Consider the following 22,389-nt stretch of genomic DNA (forward strand, 5'->3'; position numbering starts at 1 on the left):
CTACCTCCCCTACCTCCCCTACCCCCCCTACCTCCCCTACCTCCCCTACCTCCCCTACCTCCCCTACCTCCCCTACCCCTGAATTTTGCTGGATGTGGCTTGAAATGTGACAATTTTCCAAGGGTCAATATTTTTATTTACTTGATTTATTGCGGAAAGTTTGATATTATTTTCTAATAAATCAGTTGGTTTTTCTAGATTTAGAATCTCGCTTTGCAAAGATAATTCTGCTGTTTGTCCATGACATTCATAAAAGCGAAGAATGAATTTTTGGGGATCATTTTCACTGGGTTTGAGTGCCATTAAGATTAAATTATCTGCTGATAAGGTGAGAAAACTTTGGCTTTGACAAGCGTTCAATCTAGATTGATAATTGACTGGGTTTACTAATACCTGAAAAGGAACATTCAACTCATAACCACGTTTGACGGTTTCTGCTTCTTCCCAACTGTCTAAATGGGGATATAAACTGTAGGTAAATTCTTGTATCCCTCTATCTGCTTGGGAGTCTGGCCAATGGGAACTTCTTAGCAAGGTGAGGCGTAGTTGGTTAGGTTTGGCATCGTAACCATATTTACAATCATTAAGAAGACTGACTCCGTATTTTCCGATCTTTGTATCTGTGGTTAAATCTGCCCAATGTAATGCGGGGACTTCCCATTTTGCCTTCTCTGCGGGGGTTTGGGGATTTGTGGGACGATGAATAGCACCGCAGGGAATTTCATAAGTGGCAAATTCGGCTTGGAGGTTGAGAGGAAAGGCTGTTTTAACTAATACGTGATTTTCTTGCCAATTTACAGTATTAGTTATTTTCAAAATTGGTGAACCGATTTCCAAGATGTAATCTTGACAAAATTCTGATTTTCCGAGTTGACGGACTACTCGCAATCGTTGTTGAATTTCTCCATATTCTTGCCATTGAATTAATTTTAATTGAGTTGGCGGTAGAGGTTTTGTGTTATAATCTGGGTCTATGTTCCAAGCATCCCAATATTGTCCGCTGTCCCTAAAGGCTTGAAGTTGATTTCCTGCACCGGTTAAAATTTCTCGTTGTTGGGTTCTGTCGAAGATGTTGGCTATATCTCCGGTTTCGGGGTTGATTTGAATTTGCAAATATTCGTTTTCTAATATCCAGTTTTCGGGGAATGTTTTGGGTTGGGGGGAAGATGGAGAAAGCCAGAAAATGCTGTAACCTATAGATGGTATGGTTGCGAAAAATAATAAGGTTGAGTTTTCGCTGTTTTGGGAGAGGATTTCTGTTCCTTGAATATCAGAAATTTTCCAGGTTGGGTAATCTGTGGTGATGATTTTTGATAAGTCAATGGTGACAACTTGGGAACGTTCCCAGTTGAGTGAGTTAAAAATTATGACGGGGATGCTCTCAGGGTTGGGAGGTTGTGGTATGTTGATTGTGGAAGCGATCGCTTTTAATGAGTCTTCTAGTATTTTCGTTCCTAATTTTTCTACTGCTTCCCATTCCCATAAAGCGTCTGCGTAAACTTGGGTAATGGAAGAACCGGGGAGAATGTCGTGAAACTGGTTAAATAAAACTTTTTTCCATGCGGTTTCTATTTCTGTTTGCGGAAATTCTGCACCACAAAGGATATTTGCTAAAGTTGCGAATAATTCAGCACTATATAATAAATGTTCAGATTTGCGATTCCAGCGTTTTTGGTCTGCGTGGGTAGTATAACATCCTCGGTGGAATTCTAAATAAAGTTCGTCTTCCCAAACTGGTAAGTTTTGAGTTGATGATTTTATGTCGTTGAGGTATTTTTCGGAAGTTGTAAATTCTAACTTGGGGAAAATTGGGGAATGTTCCCACCGTCGCGCGGTTTCTAGCATATCACGGGTTGGACCACCACCATGATCACCGACTCCGGGAAGCCAAAGCGAATCGTGTAAACCTGTTTGAGTTTTCCAGTCACAAGCGGACTTGGTCATTTTTACAGGTTCGATGGTTTCGCCGATAGGTGCGGACATGAAACTTAATGTTTGACTGCCATCAGGCGATCGCCACCAAAATAAGTCATAATCAAATTTAGTTGTATCATTCCAGCGGAGTTTCTGAGTTACAAAGGACTCAATTCCTGCATTTGCAAAAAATTGGGGTAAGGTCGCACAAAAACCAAAGGTGTCGGGAACCCAAACCACAGAAGATATTTTTCCGAACTTCTGGAGAAAATACCTTTGTCCATATAATAACTGACGGGCTATAGACTCACCAGCAATTAAATTTAAATCCGGTTCTACCCAAAAACCACCCAAAACTTCCCATTTTCCCGCTTTAACTTGATTTTGAATTTCTTGAAACAAGTCGGGACGATTTTCCTCTACCCAAGCATACAACGCCGGTGTGGTATGACAGAAAATCAATTCGGGAAAATCCTGTTGCAGTTTTAAAGCTGACTCAAAAGTATTTTGTGCTGCTTTCCAAGTTTCCTCCACAGGCCATAACCATGCTAAATCTAAATGTGCATGACCTAATAAATTAATTTTATATTTTTGAGCGTTGATAAACTCAGCTAAACTCAAATAAGTTTGTCGCAAATTCAGCAGATATGTTTTCCAATCTTGATTTTCTGCGTCTTGGCGATTTGTAACTTTCTCAACTTCCCCAGCTAAACTTAGTAACTTTTCTGGTGCGAAGTTTTGTAAAAGAATTTCCGTAACTGCTAATTCATCAGCAATAAAACCAGCATCAGGATTATCATAATCTGTGGACTCAAAAATTGCAAGCGATCGCATCAACGCCCCATCACAATGTCCCGGACTCACCAACCGCAAAGCTATGGTAAACTCTTCTCCAGGGGTTACACTTGGACTCAGCAACACTCGCGGGGAAGAATCAAACAAATCCCCCGTCAATACTAACTTACCATTAACATACACTTCTGCTAAATCTGCCCACCATACCAACGCCAAACGCAAAGACAAACTTGTTAACGGAAAATTGTGTAAATGTTCAGGAACAGAAAATTTTTGTCCTAACCATAATACCCGTTTTCCCCCCGTCCAAGAAACATGAGCTTTTTCATTTAGTTCCACAGGTTGCCAATCAGTTAAACTAAATGGGATAAAATCAGTAACTACCTCGTCAGTTTCCTGATTTTGCCAGCTTGACTGGATATCAACCTGACAACAAGAACGCAAATTTTCAATTGCTGTTGATATAGATTTAGTATTTAATGAGGATACAGGAAGAGTCATATTTCTAATAAAATAATATACAGCAGGAGTCAGGAATGAAAGTGCTTTGATTTTCAGATTGTCTCTCATGCAATTCCCAATTACCATAAATGTCAATAATTGATATTGCTGAAAATTCATAGGTTTGTGGGAATCTCTTAACAATTCAAAATTAGGCGTTGCTGAACTAAGGTATGAAATTCCCAAATTAAACCTTTAAAACTCTGACCTTTGCGTCTTTGCGCCTTTGCGTGAGACTAAAATTCATACCCTTAATCAGCAACACCTAAAGCCTTTAATTGACGATAACCTCCACCCTACAAATTACACATAATTACCATGTCTTCTGATTTCTCCAATCGCTATCAAAGCAAACTCTTCAACTTTGTCTACCAGCATTCTCGACGGTTGACACAAACACTGGAAAACACCTTCAAGAATTTGCAACTTGCTACTGGTTTGGGTGTAGGTTCTCTACTTTATCCACTTTACCAATTATGGCAACAAAATGGCACAGTCAAAAAATTACAATCAGCAACTCCTCCTACCAGTGATGCGCCAATTCAAATTATATTAGATGTTATCAAAAATCTTCCTCCCGGAGAGACTGATATACCAACTTCCTCACAAACAAATCCTCTCACATTGTTAGGATCTTTGTGGAAGAAAATTTTTCCTCAGCCGAATTCTCCAACTCCAGGAAATACCCTGCAACAGCATATACCAACAGTACAGGGAATTGCCATAGAATTGCAAACCCGTAATTTAGTATTAGTAAGCGCAGATAATCGTATTTTCGATGTTTTCACACCGCAGCAAAACGTCAAATTAGCAGATAGAATTAATAGCGAAATTAGTGAATATCGGTATTCTTTACAACTAATTGCTCACCAACAACAATTATTACCCAAAATTGATGATCTTTTGAATAAGTTAACTGATGATCATCCCATCATAGCACAACAACCTCTCCTCAGTCCCCTGAAACCTTTTGGATTTCTCGATCAATTAATTGCTAATTTAGAAACTACGGCTTTAGTCCCCGTCCAAAAACACAGTCAGGAAATCGTCAAAAATTTCCAAAGTCAAGTTAATGATTTAACTGTTAATCATGATCACTTAAAACCTCAGCAACAAAGTATTTCTAATTTAATTTTAGCCGCGATAAACTACTTTTTTGTCGTCAGAAATACTTATCAACTTGACTCAAATTCTTCTGGAGAAACCCCACAAAGTAACCCTGATTTTGAAAAGATAGTATCAGCAACCAATCAGTTAAATATTGGGGATACTTCAGAAGATACCTGGTTAACATGGAATGATTTATTTGGTAATACCCCCACCAATATTGAAGAATTATCTGATAATAATGATGTCAATAAACTACCGCAATCTCAAATAAGATGGGGATTACCGAGAATTCGGACTACAATGGGTCAAAAATCACCTCAACCGAAAAATGACGAATTTACCCAAACAGGCAGTCAAACCAGCCAAGAATTTAATTTTAAGCCAGACTGGATTGATATTTCCGCCACCTCATTAGGCTATGAAAAACACCCATTAGAACAAATTCTGGAATGGTTAGATTATTCTATATTATGGATAGAACAAATATTAACAAACATGATTTATTTTTTCAGAGGTTTATTGTTAGGGAGATAAATGGAAAATCATATCCCCGACTTCTTTGAGAAGTCGGGGATCTAAAATCCGCTAAAATTCTACAATTACTGGTGTATGGTCACTGGGTTGAACTAACTTTCGCGGTTCAATATCAATAATACAACTTTGAGCGCGTTCATACAAGATTGGTGTGAGATAATGGTGATCTATTCGCCAACCTAAATTACGCTTAAAAGCAGCCGTGCGATAATCCCACCAACTATAATTTTCTCCTTCGCTGTTGAATTTACGAAAAGCATCTGCAAAACCTATATTCAGAACATCTCGTAAAGCTTGACGTTCTAATTCCGATGCCATGATGTGATTATCTATTTTTACTTTATCATTAATATCTATATCTTCTAGGGCAATATTAAAATCACCACACAGAGAAATAGCTGGATTTGATAATATTAACGTCTGTAAATATTCTTTCAGTATTTTTAACCAGCCTAACTTATATTCATACTTTTCGCTACCAATAGATGAACCATTGGGAACGTAAAGATTAACAATTCTTACGCCCTCAATTACACCCGTAATCACCCGTTTTTGTTCATCCCATGCTGATTCTAGACCTGGTAAAATAGGACTAAAACCTACACTTACATCTATCAACGGTTGACGACTAATTAAAGCCACGCCATTGTAAGATTTTTGCCCGGAAATATACGGATAATAGCCTAAATTTGTAAACGCGAGACTAGGAAAGTCCTGGTCTATAACTTTGGTTTCTTGTAAACACAAAACATCAACTGGATTTTCTGTTAACCAATTGATAACCTGTTCTAAACGTGTCCGCACAGAATTCACATTCCAAGTAGCAATTTTCATGAGTTATTGATTAAAATGATCGCAAAATAATGGTGAAGCATTTATTCGGTAAAAATTAGATATTTATGATCCCCCAGATAGATGAACAAGGTCTATACTAGTTTATAGTTTAATAATGTTCTCTGGATTTTTCATGTTTCGATAAAAAAATGAGTTTGTGAAAATCTTTTAAAAATCTGTTAATTTAGCATTTATTGATAGTTTTTTACCCCCATTTTCTCCAAATTGGAGGATTCCGAATGGGAGAATAAAGGGCTGGAAAATGAACGTCATTAAATCAAGCATAAAAGTAGAAGTTGGGATTGTTTTTAATGGTGATGTCGAGATCAATCATAACATTGCCAGGGTTGAATTTTTTGAAAGGAGGACATTTTATGAGTATCATAGTTAACACCTGCCCCTGCTGTGGCGGTTCGGTTCTGCGTCATGTTCGCCATCATGAGGTTTATTGGTTTTGTCTGTCCTGTAGACAAGAAGTACCAGTTTTAAGTATCAATGATGGATCTAATCCCCTATCTAAGCGAGAAACCCGTAATCAAGAAGTTTTACCGCAAACGGCGTTGAGTTCTTGAATTTGTCCAGGAAAGATCGCTAATTAGCATAAATTTAGGTAAAATCAGAAATTGCTAATTTTAAATACAAAATATATGCCGATATCATTGAGTATGGTATAAAACCGTATTTAAGTGATTTTGATAGCGTGGTTAAAGCCATACTTCTTTTTTATGGGTGAAAAGTTTTGTTAGCAGCACTACTCTACGGACAAGAGGATTTACGCCTAGAACGAGTTCCTGACCCGACTCCCGCAGCCGGCGAGGTGGTGATTCAGGTGGAAGCAGCCACTACTTGTGGTACGGATTTGAAGGTGTGGCGACGGGGTGGCCATGCTAAAATGTTGACACCACCCACACTGTTTGGCCATGAAGGTGCAGGACGGATTGTGGCTGTCGGTGCTGGGGTGACGAATTGGCGGGTAGGCGATCGCGTGGTGGCAAATAATTCTGCTCCCTGCATGAAATGTTTCTTTTGTCAACGCCAAGAATATTCTTTATGTCCCCATTTAACTTGGAATAATGGGACATTTGCAGAATATCTGAAAATTCCTGCTCCCATAGTTAGGCATAATCTATTACCAGTTCCTGATCATTTGCCCCTAGTATTAGCGGCGATGACTGAACCTTTAGCCTGTGTATTGCATGGTATCAGCCGTTGTGGTGCTAAACCCGATGACAAAGTAGTGGTTTTGGGTGATGGGGCGATTGGCTTGATGTTTGTGGCAGTATTAGCGAAATATACTGAGGTGATATTGTGGGGTGGGAATAATCAACGGTTAGAAATTGGTGAAAAGCTGGGTGCAGCCAAGACTTTTAATTATCATCAAGTTACGGATATTGCCAATACAGTTAAGGAATTAACCGCTGGTTGGGGTGCAGATGTCGTGATAGAGGCTACTGGTGTACCGAGTGTCTGGGAAACTGCGATCGCTTGCGGTCGTCCTGGTGCAACTATCAATTTATTTGGTGGTTGTCCAAGAGATACTACAATTACTGTGAATACCGAACAATTGCACTATAGTGAACTTACTCTCAAAGGCGTATTTCACAATACACCAGAATATGTAAAGGCTGCCTTATTACTCATCGCCAGTGGTACAATTCCTTTTGACTTGCTCATTAGTGAACACCGACCTTTACAGGATCTAGAACAGGTATTTATAGATATGAAGGCGCGGAAAGTCATTAAAGTAGCAATGGTTTGACAGTGAAAATTCCGACGCACCCTAATTTATCTAAAAAATGCTCAAACAATCCTTACTGAAATTATTGATTTTACCTTGCTCACTGATACCTTGGTTATCAGTGGAAATGCTGCTAAATTCTCCCGGACAAGCCCTACCTGGAGACAGTACAGGAGATGTACTCTCATGGATTAAAGCCCATCCCACACTACAGCCAAAACCGGGAGAACGATTATTTATTAGTAAAAGTGATACAGCGGCTCAAAGATTTACCTTCCAAGCCTCCGTATTACCTCCTGGTAGAGTAACATTTACTAAAGACCACATCACAATTCGCACTGAACGTATGACTATGTTCGATGCTGTTAATGGCATCACATTACAACGTTTGGAAGAGTCTTTACGAGTAATTTATAGTTTAGATGTGTATCAAGATTACAATGAGGCTCAAATTGTCTATCAATATCCTAATCAGACTACTATTAATACATCTAGACTAGCAAAGACACCAACGCGAGAAGCTTTACAGGGAGAATTACGGATAGGCGATCGCTATGGGTATTGGGTAGAAATTGCCCAACCCAAGGAAGGTAAAGCCATCATCGGTAAAATCACAGTGTTACTCAAAGCCGATTTAGATAAATTAGAAACAGAATTAAGAACCCGCTAATTTAGGAGGAGTCAGGAGGAGAAAGGAGGAAAAAGAAGAATAAAGGAGAATAAGGCAGGAGTTTTATTATCAATGGGAGTTAATAACCATCTTGGTGGTTGTTATATTTCGCAATCATAAAGTTTGCCATGTACCAGAAAAAATACTTTCAGCCCCCAAAGAAATACGGACTAAATCCTCATTAAGCAGGGGAGGCCAGTCCACACCTGCCTTTCGTCCCGCAGCAAAGAATCTTTGCGCCTTTACAGCCAACTGATATAAAGCAAAAGCCAATTCTCTGTCTAAGTTGGGTGCTGTTTTTAAAGCTTCAAATACCACCTTTAAAGCTAACAGGGTAGAAGTAACCTGACCAGGAACAGGAGGTTTACCTTGTTGTAAACGACTTAACAGAGTATCTGGATTATCTAGGCTGCTGGTTTGGTCTATGAGTAGTTTCCTTGCTATTTCGTAGTTCATACTTCTAACTAGGGTTTGCTGAAAAAGTGGTCTGTGAGGGCAGGGAACAGGGAACAGGGAACAGGGAACAGGGAACAGGGAATAGTTTCAACTATCTGGATATCCTCAATTTTCCAAATCTGACAAAGAGAAATGGTTCTTCGGTTATTTTTATGGAAACCCTGGTTCAAAATCATTGAAAGCCCTATTGTGTAGGCATTTCATTGAAAATATGGAAATAATTGTTTATAACCCTTGTCCCGTAAGGGTTTTGTTATCATCAATCCTCAATCACCATAAAAGAGACGCAAGAGCCAGAGAAATCCACAAAAAAGATGATCCTAGTGCTTACGCATTGACAAAGTTTTCTAAATATGTAATGTGGATTTTATCTCTTGTAGGGTGCGTCAGACCCAATAATTTGGTAAAAAACAGATTTCCTCTATCTGACGCACCCTACTCAATAGGTTATTCCCAAAGCCGAAAACGACGCAATTTCGTTCATTCATATGATGGTAAGTTAGTGAGCGTGCGTAAGTCCTAGGAGACTTCCAAGAAATAAATTATCCTAAGAAACGAACCACAGAGGCACAGAGTACACAGAGAGAGAATTTCTGCATCAGTTTTGGGACATTTTTTTATTTGGAAGTCTCTAGATCCAATCTTGTGGGGTGTGGGATAGGCATCTAGCCCAGGAAGGTTGCAATTTTTCCCTAGAATAGTTTATTATCCTGATTTTGGTGTTTTTTTGGGAAAAAACTCAGTATCAATGCCTATTCCCTAAACTCTAAGCTGTCACACATTTAAATTGTTGCTTGAGACAAGGGAACGGGGAACAGACAAGAGTTTGATGGCTTACAGCGATTTCCAATCTTATGAGGTACATCTTAGCCCCCTCATCGCTTGCGGGGAGGGGGTTGGGGGTGGGGTTCTTGTTCCGGGTTTGATGACAATTTGCTGTAATTTTCTCACTTCACTAAATCAAATTTAGCTGCGTATTAGCTTATGATTATTACCTTAATAGTAGCTTGGATAGTTTTTATCATTCTCTGGAAATTAATTAAAACCACCATTAAAACAGCTATAATTTCCGCCGCTATTGTTATGTTATTATACTTTGGCTTCGGTATTACTCCCCAGGATATTTGGCATCAAATCAGCCAATTTACTCAAACCTCCTCTCCCACAACAGGTAATAAGTAAGCATCGAAAAAGTCAAAACAATTATTAACTCAAGTTGCTAGTTATCTCGTTGAGGCTGGTAATTGGTAATTGGTAATTGGTAATAAAAGCTCTGGTTTCATCCTGTTCATCCTTTAATCCTGGATATCCTGATTCTGACAATTTACCTAACTAGCAACTTACATAGGTGAACACAATAAAACCAAACTGTGTAAAGAAATGTAAAATCGCCTAAACCCTCTTCACTCTTGCCTCTTGCCTCTTGCCTTTTGCCTTGCCATAACGACAATTTTCAACGCCAACCTACTTACATTAATATATCTAAAGTTTTTGATTTATTCATCAAACCCTATTAAATCAAGTTATTCACATCCTGGCAAATCTAACGCAATTAATAACGCTTGCTCTAGATGTGCCATCACCACATCAGAAAGAATTCCTCTTAAACGCAAAAAGCGAGTTTTAGATAATACCCGCACCTGATCCGCCATAGCGATCGAGTCTTTCTTTAATCCACCATCTGGGGACAAAATCAAAACTTGAGTAGGGTAAACTCGCTTCCCGTCTTGATAGGTGGTACAAGGTACTGCTAAAACTACAGGGCTGGATAGATTAATCACATCACGACTCACAATAATCACGGGACGAGTTCCTCCCTGTTCCGAGCCTTCAGTCATTTCTAGACGTGCATCATACACCTCACCCCTTCTCATCTTGGAGCTTCCCCTAACTGCAACGCCTCCCACTGCGCCGTAGCAAATTCTACCTCTAGTTTTAATACCTCTGCCTGATAATCTGGATCATTAGCCATTTCCGCTAATGCGGCATCAATTTCAGACCGCTTCTGTAAGGCTAATTCTCTTCGTAAAGCTTGAGCGACAAAATCATTCCGACTCTTAGCCTTTCCTTCCAAAACCGCCTTGTCTGTAGCTTCTAGGAGTTCTCTAGGAATGGTTAGCGTCGTGCGAACGGTTTCTGTTTTCATAGAGCGTTCATTTTTTGATGACTGAAGTGATGTCTTATATCATATCGTTTTACGCATCATCCAAAATTAAAAATTCAGTTATTGGTGAAATCCTTGCCTCTTGCCACCTACTTTTCCACTTTATCACCTAAAATAACCTCAATTGTGGCAATCTGAGAAGTATAACCCCTGGCAATCTGATATTTTAGCTACAGAAAATCTACCTGTTGAGATTATGCAAACTCTGCCGACTTTGGAAATTACCAACACTGAATCTAGTCAACCAGCCTTTGATACCACCATCAAACGCCGCAAAACCCGCCCTGTAAAAGTGGGGGATGTCACCATTGGGGGTGGATACCCGGTGGTGGTACAGTCTATGATTAATGAAGATACTCTGGATATTGATGGTTCTGTCGCGGGTATTCGTCGTCTTCATGAAATAGGCTGCGAAATTGTTCGTGTCACTGTTCCTAGTCTCGGACACGCTAAGGCACTGGCGGAAATTAAACAACAATTAATCAAAACTTACCGGGATGTGCCAATTGTTGCCGATGTCCATCACAATGGCATGAAAATCGCCTTGGAAGTCGCCAAACATATTGAAAAGGTGCGAATTAATCCGGGTTTATATGTATTTGAAAAACCTAATACCAGTCGCACTGAATACACAAAAGCTGAATTTGACGAAATTGGCGAAAAAATCCGCGAAACCTTAGCACCACTGGTAATTTCCTTGCGTGATCAAGGTAAGGCTATGCGAATCGGTGTAAATCATGGTTCTTTGGCGGAAAGAATGCTATTTACCTATGGTGATACTCCCGAAGGTATGGTGGAATCTGCTATAGAATTTATTCGCATTTGTGAATCTTTGGATTTTCATAATGTGGTAATTTCTATGAAAGCCTCACGAGTGCCTGTCATGGTGGCTGCATATCGTCTCATGGCTAAACGCATGGATGATTTGGGTATGGATTATCCTTTGCACCTGGGGGTGACGGAAGCAGGTGATGGTGAATATGGCAGAATTAAATCTACAGCCGGTATTGCCACATTATTAGCTGATGGCATTGGTGATACAATCCGCGTGTCTTTAACAGAAGCACCAGAAAAGGAAATTCCTGTTTGTTACAGCATTCTGCAAGCTTTAGGTTTGCGGAAAACAATGGTTGAGTATGTCGCTTGTCCTTCCTGTGGACGGACTTTATTTAATTTGGAGGAAGTGCTGCACGTAGTTAGAGAGGCTACGAAACATTTAACAGGTTTAGATATTGCTGTAATGGGTTGTATTGTGAATGGACCCGGAGAAATGGCTGATGCTGACTATGGTTATGTTGGCAAAACTCCCGGTTATATTTCTTTATATCGTGGTCGGGAAGAAATTAAAAAAGTCCCAGAATCACAAGGTGTAGAGGAATTAATTAATCTCATTAAAACTGATGGACGTTGGGTAGAACCGTAATTGTTAAGACTTTTACAAAAAAGGTAATAGGTAATAGTTAGTAGTTCGTCAAATTTATTTTGACGGGTAATGGAAAAAACTTCTCTTCTTCCCTCCCCCACCTCCCCCACCTCCCCTACCTCCCCCACACCCCCACCTCCCCCACCTCCCCCACCTCTCTTCTCCCCCTGCTTGCCTTCACCCGTCATTTTCGGGTTGACAGACTACTAGGTTCTACCTGGGAATTGATGAAGTGGCAAGTCCACTTCATTTTTATTGTCAAAATATCGGGTTTTTAGTCATTAACTAATTCATCGCGCCATTTTTCGCGTTTTTCTCTCTCTTCACGCACTTCTTCCTCTCGTTCCCGCGATCGCACTAATAACCAACTTTCCCAGGTTAGGGGTTTTTGTCGTTCTAAATGGTTAATAAATTGGATGATTGATAAATCTGCTTTCAGGGGAGTTTTGAGATCAAACTGCATGGTTTGTAAAATTCTATCATTGGTTTTTAGTAGGCGATCGCTAATTGTTTTCCCTACCCATAACATCAATTTATTAATTAATTTTCCTAATATCCCTTTCCGTTTTTTAGACATTAATAGGGTCTGACCTTCAGTTTTCCCCCCTGGTAATATCCGAGTTGTAAATATTATATGTAGCTGGGTAGACTCATTAGTAAAGGAAACTATACTTGTCGTTCCATACCAATAACAAACACTATAATTAAGAGAATTTTTAAACAACCGCCGATAAAGATTTAGCCAGAATGACTTGCCATTAATATTTGTAATAGTGCTAAAAATAATCGCATTTTGATTGAGTTCTTGTTTCTCCAAAACCATTTTTAATGGTAATTTATGAACCAGATTAATTTGTTGAGTATCAATAGTTTGAATAAGTAAGATATGAGGATGACAATTAATACTAAATTGCGAACCGAGAGAAAAATCAAAGTCTTGGTTTTCCCAATCTAAAACCAAAGGTAAAGATTGTTGTGGAATTTCCCCAGTCCAAACCCAAATCATCCCATATTGTTCGGCTACTGGCCAAGTTTTGGCTTTCAGAGATACAGGTTCATCTAAATTAGGAATATCCACACAAATACCTTCGGCATCAAATTTCCACCGATGTAAAACACAGCGTAATTCATTACCCTCAATTTTACCTTCAGCTAAACTTGTACCCATGTGCGGACAATAAGCATCTAGGATAACTGCACGTCTATCTTTACCACGATATACGGCTAAATCCTTCCCAAGAATTGTCACAGCTTTGACATCACCTACCAGTAAAGATTGAGAAGGTAACACCCAATACCAACCTTCAACAAAACTGGCTGATTGGTTGAAGATTTTAGGTTTACGAACTGAGTTGAAATTATCTATATTGGTGTTCATTTTTAGGGTTTCACTTGCAGTGAAGCGGTTAATCTATTCCTATCATGAACAACTCAGAAAAACAGTTATCTTCAGTACCGTCTTAACTATGATTTGTGTGATTAGTTTGATTGAGATGATTAATTAATTGGTAAAGATTACTTTTAATTTTTACTTAACTCCTGGTTGAAAGTTACGCAATCTTAAAGCATTACTGACTACAGAAACTGAAGAAAATGCCATTGCTGCACCGGCAATAATCGGGTTAAGTAACCAACCAAAGAAGGGATAGAGAATACCCGCAGCAATGGGAATACCAATGATATTATAAATAAAAGCAAAGAAGAGATTTTGGCGGATATTGTTGATAGTGGCGCGACTGAGTTGAATGGCTGTCACTATGGCTTGTAAATCTCCAGAAATTAAAGTAATATCACTAGCAGCGATCGCCACATCTGTTCCTGTCCCGATGGCAATTCCCACATCAGCTTGTGCTAATGCCGGCGCATCATTAATTCCATCTCCTACCATAGCCACAATTTGAAATTTATTCCCTACTTTTCTTTGCTGTAATGATTTAATCATCGCGGCTTTTTGGTCTGGACGCACTTGGGCAAAAACTTGATTGATACCAACTTGATCAGCAATTGTTTGGGCAGTTTGTTGATTATCACCTGTTAACATTACCACTTCTAAACCTAATTCTTGCAAAGCTTTAACTGCTGTTAATGATGAAGGTTTAAGGGCATCAGCAATAGCCATAATTGCTTCTAAATTACCATTTACTGCTAACCAAATTACTGTTTTTCCTTCACCTTCCCAACGGCTTTGATGGGGTTTTAAAATATCTGTATCAATTCCTAATTCTGTAAACCAGCGTTGTGTGCCAACTTGTACTAAGTTATCATATACAATTCCTTGAACACCACTACCAACAATAGCTAAAAAATTCTTGACATCAGCTAAACTCACAGCTTGATTTATCGTATATTTCACCACTGCTTCCCCTAAAGGATGTTCAGAATTTTGTTCTACACTAGCAGCTAATTTTAATAACTGAAGTTCATTCCCATTTGCTGTACCTTTAATAGTCACAAAATCTGTAACTGTGGGTTTACCTTGAGTTAAAGTTCCAGTTTTATCGAGAACAATAGTATTTATTTTATGTGCTAATTCTAAACTTTCAGCACTTTTAATTAAAATCCCATTTTCTGCACCTTTCCCAGTTCCTACCATCACAGAAGTAGGAGTAGCTAAACCCAAAGCACAGGGACAAGCAATAATTAAAACTCCCACCATTGTCATCATTGCTAAAGTAAAATTACCTGTAATACTAAACCAGATGATAAAAGTAAAAATTGCGATCGCAATTACAGATGGCACAAACCACCCAGTTACTTGATCTGCTAACCTTTGAATCGGTGCTTTTGAACCTTGTGCCTCTTGGACTAACTTGACAATTTGCGCTAAAAAAGTATCCTTACCCACCCGCGTTGCCTTAAACTTAAAACTACCAGTTTTATTAATTGTTGCCCCAATTACCTCATCGCCTAGTTGTTTTCTCACGGCTACACTTTCACCAGTCACCATTGCCTCATCTACGGTAGAATTACCATCAACTACCTTCCCATCTACAGGAATTTTTTCACCAGGACGGACTAAAATTAGATCATTAACTATCACTTCATTAATGGGAATATCCATTTCCAAACCATCTCGCATTACCCTAGCTGTTTTTGCTTGCATTCCCATCAATTTGTGAATAGCTTCCGAAGTTTTTCCCCTAGCACGATGTTCTAAAAATCGTCCTAACAAAATCAAAGTTATAACCATCGCTGCAACTTCATAATAAACATGAATTTCTAAGCCTTGGGAAATAAATAAATCAGGAAAAAGCGTCACGAATAAAGAATAGAAGTAAGCCGTACCCGTTCCCAAAGCAATCAAAGTATCCATTGTCGCAGTGCGGCGTTTTAAAGACTTCCAAGCATTACGGAAAAAAGATCCCCCACACCAAAATTCAACAGGTGTTGCTAATGCTAATTGCAACCAAGGATGATGAAGAAATTTAGGAACAAAAGGTAAATGTAATCCCGTCATCATCGGTAAAGAACCAAAAAACAGAATAATACTAATGACAACCCCAGTTCTTAACTTGAGAATAAGTTCCTGTTCTGCTGCTAATTTACTCGCTGTTGCTGCTGTATCTTCACCTTCTACATCTAACTGAAAGGATGAATAACCAGCATCTGCGATCGCAGCTTGAATTTCTGCTATATTTGTTTGTTGAGGTTCATAACTAATAGTTACCTGTTCTGCACCAAAATTAACATGACAATCAATAATTCCAGCAACGGCTAAAATTGCCCGTTCAACATTATTAGCGCAAGCAGCGCAACTCATACCTTTAAGTTTAAGACTCAGAGTATTCATATCACCTCTTGTAATTATCCTTCAGATCCCCGACTTCTTTGAGAAGTCGGGGATCTATATGTCTATACTTTACCTATTGGTGTAATATATCATTTTAATAAGTTTCTTGACTTCCAACTAACTTACATTTCAGATTTTGGGTATAGAAATATATGTTACAAGTTATTTATTCTGACGAATTTTTAGATCACAAAACGGGAATCTACCACCCAGAAAAACCAGCCAGATTGACAGCGATAGTTGATGCTTTAAAAACTGCACATTTTGCCGAAGAAATCACATGGAAACTACCTACACCAGTTCTATTAAAACCATCTTTAATGTCCTGGATAGAAAAGGTTCATCCTACAACCTATATTAACAAAGTAAAAGATATCGCTGCCTCCGGTGGAGGTTATTTAGACGGGGATACTCCCATTTCTCCCCGCAGTTATGATGTGGCGTTATTGGCGGTTAGTGCTTGGTTAGATGGAGTTGATATAGTTCTTAATACAGCAGATAAATCTTTTATATTAGCGCGTCCACCCGGACATCATGCAGTAAGTGACACAGGTATGGGATTTTGTTTATTTTCTAATGCCGCCATAGCAGCTTTTTATGCTTTGCAACAACCTGGAATTAAGCGCGTTGCTATTCTAGATTGGGACGTACATCACGGAAACGGGACAGAAGCAATAGTAGAAACTCACTCAGAAATTGCTTATATTTCTCTCCACCAATATCCAGCTTATCCCGGTACAGGGAAAGCTTCTCAACAAGGTTCACATCATAATGTGTTAAATTTACCTGTCCCTCCTGGTAGTGATATTACTGTCTATCAACCCCTGTGGGAAAGGAAAATTCTCCCGTTTTTAAGCAATTTTCAGCCAGATTTATTGATTGTGAGCGCTGGTTATGATGCTAATGCCAATGATCCTTTAGCCGGTGTGAATTTGCAACCAGAAGATTTTGGTTTATTTACAGAATACTGTTTAGGTATAACCAAAAAAATTATGTTTGGTTTAGAAGGTGGTTATGATTTACCAAGTCTGGCTGAATCAGTAATTGCTACTATTCAAACTTGTATAAATTAGTTTCTTTTGGGAATTTATCTTCCAAAAAATAAATTACCCAGATAAACGTTAGCGAAGCGTGGCGTTAGCCGTACTAATCCAGACACAGAGGACACGGAGCAATGAGAGTTTGAGAGATTTTTTGCGTTAAGTGGTTGAGTCTTTTTATTTGTAAGTCCTCAAAACTCTTGAGATGCTTCGTTTCGTTTCGCTATGGCTAACGCCACGCTCCGCGAACGCTACACTCAGCATGACAAAACAGGATCATTTATTTTGTGGCTTACTCTAATAAAACTTTGTCATCATGTCATGAAAGAGCTAAAGTTTTGTTAAGATACAATTACTGGGAATTCAGCCACCTGGCTGTGAAGAAAAATTAGATAGTACCAGTAGCTGTATACAGTTCAGAAGGTGAACAAATGACCACCTATATTTTTTTTGACCAAGCCCTCAAGATGCTTACCATTGCCTTTTTAGCAGCACCAATCATGCTAATCGCCGCTTCGAGTATAGGGTTAGCAGTGATTGAAACCATTGAAAAAACAGGAGACAGTTAAAACCACGCTTCAAAGTAGGGACAGGGCTTAAAAAGTTTAATTTTAACAGTATATCCGAAATTTTATCTACAACCTGCCCCTACCATAGACATATCACTGAACTTCTAACCCTATAAAACGCTGAAATGGTTAATCAGTCATATTTTTAATTTAAATCTGGAGATTATTTAACCAATTTTGTAAATCCTCTACTGTAGATAAATCAAAGATTGATTCTCCTAAAAATTCAATAATTTCTACATTTAAGAGCCTCTGTGATAGCATTCCCAGTCAGAGACTGGGAACGAGATATAGTAGGGGTTTGAGCTTAGATAGAAACTAAGCGACGTAAGGATTCAGCCCGACGTTTAGCAACGATGTTATTGGGTGCTAATTTTAGTGTTGCTTCATACATTTCTAAGGCTTGAGCATTCAATTTTTTCTTTTCGTAAGCGTGTCCGAGATTATTTAAAGCTGATACATAGTCTGGGTTCAATTTTATGGCTTCTTTGTACTGACGAATTGCTAAGTCATATTGCTCTTGAGCAAAGTAAACATATCCCAATCCGTTATAAATAGGAGCAATGGATTCTTCTCCTTCTTCTTCGGCTGCTTTGAGAGATTTTTGAAATAGGGGTATGGCTTGACTAAATACTTTTTTTTCTGAGTAGATACTGGCTAATTCATAATATTCTTGAGCCGTACCTTTTTCTTTTGTTAATTTGTTTTTTAACTTGTTCAAGGAGCTTTCAAGTTTTCGGGTTTTGAATACTTGACGAAAAACACTCACCCCAGCAAATGCAAGTAAACCAACAAAAAGTGACAGATAAATGATGACTAAATTGCTATCCATTTTCTACAAATACAAATTATTAAAATACTCTATCTATTATCAGTTATTAGGTTGTGTATTTCTCACTAAATTACTACAATCCCCAGTATTCTATCCGTTCTTTTAGCCAACCTGTAACTGTATAACGAGCGATCGCTTCATTCACGTTACGTCTTAACTCATCATACTGTAATCCTTTTGGCATCACTACAGATAGCGGTTCTGCTGATAATTTAGTTGCCAGTATGCGATATTGAGGATATGCTTGCACCCAACCACTGAGAATACTAATATCTGCTGCAAAACCATCTACCTGATTACTTTCTATTTTCTCCCACCCTTGAGCATAGGAATCTACACTGACCAACTCAGCAGATGGTGTAAAATACTTTAAGTATCCAATTGTGCTGGAGTGGTTGAGAATAGCTATTTTCCGTTTACTTACATCTTCTAATGTTTGAATTGCTGTATTTTTTGTAACTATTCCTGCGCCGTCATAATAGTAAGGAACACTGAAGCTAACGATGCGAGAACGTGATTCTGTGGCTGTGACTCCAGCGATCGCTAAATCAACTTGCTGATTAAATACTAATGGTAAGCGATCGCTATTGGCTACCGGTTGCAATTTCACAGCATCAGCTTTACCCAACAAATCACTGGCCAAACGTTTGGCTAAATCAATCTCTAACCCTTGTAAATTGCCCTTCTCATCCCTAAATCCCAAAGGGCGAAGATTATCCTTAACTGCCATATTTAAATAGCCTCGCTGCTGAATTTCCGCCATTGTTGCGGCAGATGCAGTTAAATTTCCACTGGGAAAAGACAGCCAAAAAATCAAAGATAGGGTAGCGGATAATACCAGATGTAACTTATTCATAATCGCTCTGCGTTTTACTCCAATTAAAAATGCCAAAAAGTTTCTTTATTTTTAATTTTCAATTTTCCGAAGTGCCATCTGTTACATCCGTTATTCATCCGTTGCCACCTTTATCCGTTAACCGAGTTAGCGAGTTCCGCAATTTTAGCGAAGCTTGCAGGATCAAGAATTGCCAATTGTGCCAGCATTTTGCGGTTTAGTTCCACATTGGCTTTCTTCAAATTACCAATCAAACGGCTATAGCTTAAACCGTGTTGTCTAGAAGCTGCGTTAATCCGTGCTATCCACAGACGGCGAAAATCACGCTTCTTCTTTTTGCGATCGCGGTAAGCACTGCGAAGCGCCTTCATTACTTGTTGGTTAGCGGTTCTAAACAAAGTTGAGTGAGAACCACGGAAACCTTTAGCTAGTTTGAGAATTTTATTGCGGCGTTTACGAGCTACATTACCGCGTTTTACCCGAGTCATATCTTATTACCTGTGTCTTTTACAAATATGGAAGCATTAAGCGTACGTTAGGTTCGTCTCGTTCATGAACAATTGCCATCTTGGACATATTGCTCTTTTTGCTAGAGGATTTATGCTCTAACAAGTGGTTTTTGAACGGTTTACGGCGGACGATTTTACCGGTACCGGTGACGCGGAATCTCTTCGCCGCAGCCTTGCGAGTCTTTAATTTAGGCATGGGATGGCTTTAATTCAACACAATCTACTATTATATATGAGAAAAGGCAAATTGTATGTCCCCTTGGCAAGGATTCCCAAGATATCACAATTATCTTCAAAATATATTACTTCAAGACTTGACAAGACGAAAAATATGGTTTACACTGATGTTAGGAGTAGAAATATGTCCGCGCATATATAGTAAACTTTTGGATTGTCTGAATCAGGATTTACAGGATTTTAGGATTTACAGGATGTTGGTTTGCGGTGGAGATTTTTGATTTTCACTTTTTCCATGATTCTTGACATCAAGACTTGACAAGATGCGATAATTGGTTTACACTTACGTTATGATTAGAAATCTGTCCGCACATATATAGAGTCAATTTTTAAACTAATAACTAAAGATCCCCGACTTCTTTTATCGGTGATTCTGTATCAAAATAAATTATCCTAGAAGTCGGGGATCTAAATCCTGTACATCCTCAAATCCTGTAAATCCTGATTCTGACAATTAAACGCAGATGAACGCAGATAAACGCGGATGTTATACTAATTTTTAATTTCTCTCCCAATCCTGTAAATCCTGATTCAGACAATATGCAATCCTGGACACCTAACACCCCACTACAGAACGGACAGTATATCATTAAAAGAGCGATCGGTGGCGGTGGCTTTGGTGAAACCTATTTAGCAGAAGATACAGAAGAAAACAGGTTGGTTGTGATCAAAACCCTCAACCGGGAACAACGACAAAAACCAGACTTTGCGGAAATACAAAAGAGGTTTAGAAAAGAAGCCTTAGACTTATCAAAATGCTATCATCCCCATATTGTTCAAGTTTACGACAATTTTCCCGAAGATGGACTTTGGGCTATTGTGATGGAACACATTGACGGTGATGATTTAGCAGCTTATGTGGAAAACTACACGGCTGAAAATGGTTACTTGTCAGAAACCGAAGCTTTGCGCTACATTGACCAAATTGGACAAGCTTTAGAATGTGTTCATGAACGGAAACTTTTACACCGAGATGTGAAACCCAATAATATTTTGTTGCGACGGGAAAGCAAGGAAGCAGTATTAATTGATTTTGGGTTAGCGCGGGAATTTCAACCTGGTAAAATCAGAAGCATGACAGCAACGAAAACGGAAGGTTATGCACCGATAGAACAATATGAACGACGGGGAGATTTTGGTTATTATACAGATGTTTATGCTTTAGCAGCGACATTATATAGTTTATTAACGAATAGAGTTCCTATTCCTGCTAATTATCGTGCTGAGTATAATGTGGAGTTATCACCACCGCAAAAATATAATCAGCAGATTAGCGATAAAGTAAATACTGCTATTCTCAAAGGGATGGAGTTAGAACCAGTCAACCGTCCCCAAACAGTGCGGGAGTTTCGGAAGTTATTGGGTTTGGTAGTTACCACACCTCAACTAGAAAATTCTTCTTCTTTATTATCCAAGCTGAAAGAAATTTTCATTCCTAAAAATTCCACTCCTCAACCTGTAAACCAAGAAGTACCATTAATATTAATATCATCCTGTGGAATAGACTACAGAAAACTGCGTGACTTACTTGCACAAGGGGAATGGAACGAAGCAGACTATGAAACAGCACGGGTAATGTTAGCGGTTGCAAAACCGGAAGAAGAATTTCACTTAAGAGTAGAATATATTAATAAATTTCCCTGTAAAGACCTCCGCACAATTGACCAATTGTGGGTAAAATACAGTGATGGTAGATTTGGGTTTTCAGTTCAGAAGCGCATTTATCAAGATTTGGGTGGAAACTTTACTTATAACTCGGACATCTGGGATGAGTTCGAGGACAAGGTAGGATGGACAAACGAAGGAATAAGGTTGTTGTCTGATATGAAAACTTTTGATAAAGCTCAAGTGCCAAAAGGCAACTTTCCCCGGGGAACCGGGCGTTTTCGGTTTGTTAATCACTGGGCCTTGATTAATATTTTGGGAGGCTATAACTGGCAGTGGACTTGGTTGGGTATCTTTTCTCGCGTCGAGACTTGTAAGTTGTAACATTTAAGGGTTACAGAAAATTATTAAACCTGAATCAGCATATCCAGGATTAAAGGATTTACAGGATGTCAGTTTGCATCTAAAGATCCCCGACTTCTGCGATAATTAATGTGATAAATGAGAAGATTGTTAAAAGTTGTCGGGGATCTGAATTTCTCAATTATCAGAATCAGGATGTCCAGGATTAAAGGATGTACAGGATGGTAATTTTTAGATGGTTTGTTGGTGATGAAAGTTGTATTTGTCTGAATCAGGATAACCAGGATTAAAGGATTAACAGGATGGTAATTTATAGATGGTTTAAATTATTCAAAAATAATCATTCAAAAACATCCTTAAAAATCCCCAACTTCCAAAAAACAATCATCCAATAACATCCTGAAAATCCTCAAATCCTGGACATCCTGATATGGCTACGCCACGCTTCGCTATCAGACAAATAAAAATCA

The 22,389-nt window shown here is 38.8% G+C and carries 21 protein-coding genes; 9 read left to right on the forward strand and 12 right to left on the reverse strand.

Translation table 11 applies throughout. The features are described from left to right. Positions 1 to 72 precede the first annotated feature (72 nt). On the reverse strand, positions 73 to 3,210 hold the full coding sequence (locus HEQ36_RS25115; RefSeq protein WP_168636809.1) for an alpha-mannosidase: 3,138 nt from the start codon (positions 3,208 to 3,210) through the stop codon (positions 73 to 75). Positions 3,211 to 3,528: 318 nt separating this feature from the next. On the opposite strand from HEQ36_RS25115, the gene HEQ36_RS25120 reads away from it, so the two are divergent. Next, positions 3,529 to 4,854, forward strand: a complete 1,326-nt coding sequence (locus tag HEQ36_RS25120) for a hypothetical protein (RefSeq protein WP_168636784.1) — start codon at positions 3,529 to 3,531, stop codon at positions 4,852 to 4,854. Positions 4,855 to 4,905: 51 nt separating this feature from the next. Here HEQ36_RS25120 and xth read toward each other — a convergent pair whose 3' ends face one another. Beyond that, positions 4,906 to 5,688, reverse strand: coding sequence for an exodeoxyribonuclease III (gene xth / locus HEQ36_RS25125; RefSeq protein WP_168636783.1), 783 nt, complete (start codon positions 5,686 to 5,688; stop codon positions 4,906 to 4,908). Positions 5,689 to 6,062: 374 nt separating this feature from the next. Here xth and HEQ36_RS25130 point away from each other — a divergent pair, with 374 nt between their 5' ends. The 3 genes from HEQ36_RS25130 (at position 6,063) to HEQ36_RS25140 (ending at position 8,096) form a co-directional block, all read left to right on the forward strand. Next, positions 6,063 to 6,260 carry a hypothetical protein gene (locus HEQ36_RS25130; RefSeq protein ID WP_071992747.1) on the forward strand — a complete coding sequence of 66 codons (198 nt, stop codon included), beginning with the start codon at positions 6,063 to 6,065 and terminating at the stop codon, positions 6,258 to 6,260. A 167-nt stretch (positions 6,261 to 6,427) separates the two neighbouring features. Further along, the gene (locus HEQ36_RS25135; RefSeq protein ID WP_053539583.1) at positions 6,428 to 7,447 is read left to right on the forward strand and encodes an alcohol dehydrogenase catalytic domain-containing protein; all 1,020 of its coding nucleotides are present in this window, start codon (positions 6,428 to 6,430) and stop codon (positions 7,445 to 7,447) included. Positions 7,448 to 7,484: 37 nt separating this feature from the next. Continuing rightward, positions 7,485 to 8,096 carry a hypothetical protein gene (locus HEQ36_RS25140; protein ID WP_027401113.1) on the forward strand — a complete coding sequence of 204 codons (612 nt, stop codon included), beginning with the start codon at positions 7,485 to 7,487 and terminating at the stop codon, positions 8,094 to 8,096. 114 nt (positions 8,097 to 8,210) lie between these two features. Here HEQ36_RS25140 and HEQ36_RS25145 read toward each other — a convergent pair whose 3' ends face one another. Next, positions 8,211 to 8,552, reverse strand: coding sequence for a hypothetical protein (locus HEQ36_RS25145; protein ID WP_027401112.1), 342 nt, complete (start codon positions 8,550 to 8,552; stop codon positions 8,211 to 8,213). Positions 8,553 to 9,536: 984 nt separating this feature from the next. Between HEQ36_RS25145 and HEQ36_RS25150 the strand changes: the two genes are divergently transcribed. Beyond that, entirely contained in the window at positions 9,537 to 9,734 is a 198-nt protein-coding gene (locus tag HEQ36_RS25150; RefSeq protein WP_039200342.1) for a hypothetical protein, read from the forward strand. 341 nt (positions 9,735 to 10,075) lie between these two features. On the opposite strand, the gene HEQ36_RS25155 is transcribed toward HEQ36_RS25150, so the two are convergent. Both HEQ36_RS25155 and HEQ36_RS25160 read right to left on the reverse strand, forming a co-directional pair. Then, positions 10,076 to 10,426 carry a type II toxin-antitoxin system PemK/MazF family toxin gene (locus tag HEQ36_RS25155; protein ID WP_027401056.1) on the reverse strand — a complete coding sequence of 117 codons (351 nt, stop codon included), beginning with the start codon at positions 10,424 to 10,426 and terminating at the stop codon, positions 10,076 to 10,078. Next, complete coding sequence (locus HEQ36_RS25160) at positions 10,423 to 10,698, reverse strand: ribbon-helix-helix domain-containing protein (protein ID WP_039200340.1); 276 nt, start codon at positions 10,696 to 10,698, stop codon at positions 10,423 to 10,425. The genes HEQ36_RS25155 and HEQ36_RS25160 overlap by 4 nt, the downstream gene beginning before the upstream one ends. Positions 10,699 to 10,912: 214 nt before the next feature. Between HEQ36_RS25160 and ispG the strand changes: the two genes are divergently transcribed. Then, positions 10,913 to 12,139, forward strand: coding sequence for a (E)-4-hydroxy-3-methylbut-2-enyl-diphosphate synthase (gene ispG / locus HEQ36_RS25165; RefSeq protein WP_039200350.1), 1,227 nt, complete (start codon positions 10,913 to 10,915; stop codon positions 12,137 to 12,139). A gap of 274 nt (positions 12,140 to 12,413) precedes the next feature. Here the strand turns inward: ispG and HEQ36_RS25170 are convergent, their stop codons facing one another. Next, positions 12,414 to 13,517 carry an aromatic ring-hydroxylating dioxygenase subunit alpha gene (locus HEQ36_RS25170; RefSeq protein WP_168636782.1) on the reverse strand — a complete coding sequence of 368 codons (1,104 nt, stop codon included), beginning with the start codon at positions 13,515 to 13,517 and terminating at the stop codon, positions 12,414 to 12,416. A gap of 150 nt (positions 13,518 to 13,667) precedes the next feature. Beyond that, positions 13,668 to 15,929 (reverse strand): heavy metal translocating P-type ATPase, encoded by a 2,262-nt coding sequence (locus HEQ36_RS25175; RefSeq protein ID WP_168636781.1) that lies wholly within the window; start codon positions 15,927 to 15,929, stop codon positions 13,668 to 13,670. A gap of 152 nt (positions 15,930 to 16,081) precedes the next feature. On the opposite strand from HEQ36_RS25175, the gene HEQ36_RS25180 reads away from it, so the two are divergent. Both HEQ36_RS25180 and HEQ36_RS25185 read left to right on the forward strand, forming a co-directional pair. Next, positions 16,082 to 17,002 (forward strand): histone deacetylase, encoded by a 921-nt coding sequence (locus tag HEQ36_RS25180; RefSeq protein WP_168636780.1) that lies wholly within the window; start codon positions 16,082 to 16,084, stop codon positions 17,000 to 17,002. Positions 17,003 to 17,400: 398 nt separating this feature from the next. Then, positions 17,401 to 17,538, forward strand: coding sequence for a hypothetical protein (locus tag HEQ36_RS25185; protein WP_027401062.1), 138 nt, complete (start codon positions 17,401 to 17,403; stop codon positions 17,536 to 17,538). A 150-nt stretch (positions 17,539 to 17,688) separates the two neighbouring features. On the opposite strand, the gene HEQ36_RS25190 is transcribed toward HEQ36_RS25185, so the two are convergent. The 5 genes from HEQ36_RS25190 to rpmI all read right to left on the reverse strand — a co-directional run bounded on the left by HEQ36_RS25190 (position 17,689) and on the right by rpmI (position 19,910). After that, entirely contained in the window at positions 17,689 to 17,802 is a 114-nt protein-coding gene (locus HEQ36_RS25190; protein ID WP_081424232.1) for a DUF4351 domain-containing protein, read from the reverse strand. Positions 17,803 to 17,845: 43 nt separating this feature from the next. Continuing rightward, the gene (locus tag HEQ36_RS25195; RefSeq protein WP_053539577.1) at positions 17,846 to 18,370 is read right to left on the reverse strand and encodes a tetratricopeptide repeat protein; all 525 of its coding nucleotides are present in this window, start codon (positions 18,368 to 18,370) and stop codon (positions 17,846 to 17,848) included. Positions 18,371 to 18,443: 73 nt separating this feature from the next. Continuing rightward, complete coding sequence (locus tag HEQ36_RS25200; RefSeq protein ID WP_168636779.1) at positions 18,444 to 19,226, reverse strand: transporter substrate-binding domain-containing protein; 783 nt, start codon at positions 19,224 to 19,226, stop codon at positions 18,444 to 18,446. Between the two features lie 110 nt (positions 19,227 to 19,336). Next, positions 19,337 to 19,693 carry a 50S ribosomal protein L20 gene (rplT, locus tag HEQ36_RS25205; protein ID WP_015079973.1) on the reverse strand — a complete coding sequence of 119 codons (357 nt, stop codon included), beginning with the start codon at positions 19,691 to 19,693 and terminating at the stop codon, positions 19,337 to 19,339. Between the two features lie 19 nt (positions 19,694 to 19,712). Then, positions 19,713 to 19,910 (reverse strand): 50S ribosomal protein L35, encoded by a 198-nt coding sequence (gene rpmI / locus HEQ36_RS25210; RefSeq protein WP_015079972.1) that lies wholly within the window; start codon positions 19,908 to 19,910, stop codon positions 19,713 to 19,715. A gap of 581 nt (positions 19,911 to 20,491) precedes the next feature. Between rpmI and HEQ36_RS25215 the strand changes: the two genes are divergently transcribed. After that, on the forward strand, positions 20,492 to 21,940 hold the full coding sequence (locus HEQ36_RS25215) for a serine/threonine-protein kinase (RefSeq protein ID WP_168636778.1): 1,449 nt from the start codon (positions 20,492 to 20,494) through the stop codon (positions 21,938 to 21,940). Positions 21,941 to 22,389: the final 449 nt, after the last annotated feature.

This window comes from Anabaena sp. 54, assembly GCF_017355725.1.
Lineage (GTDB): Bacteria > Cyanobacteriota > Cyanobacteriia > Cyanobacteriales > Nostocaceae > Dolichospermum > Dolichospermum heterosporum.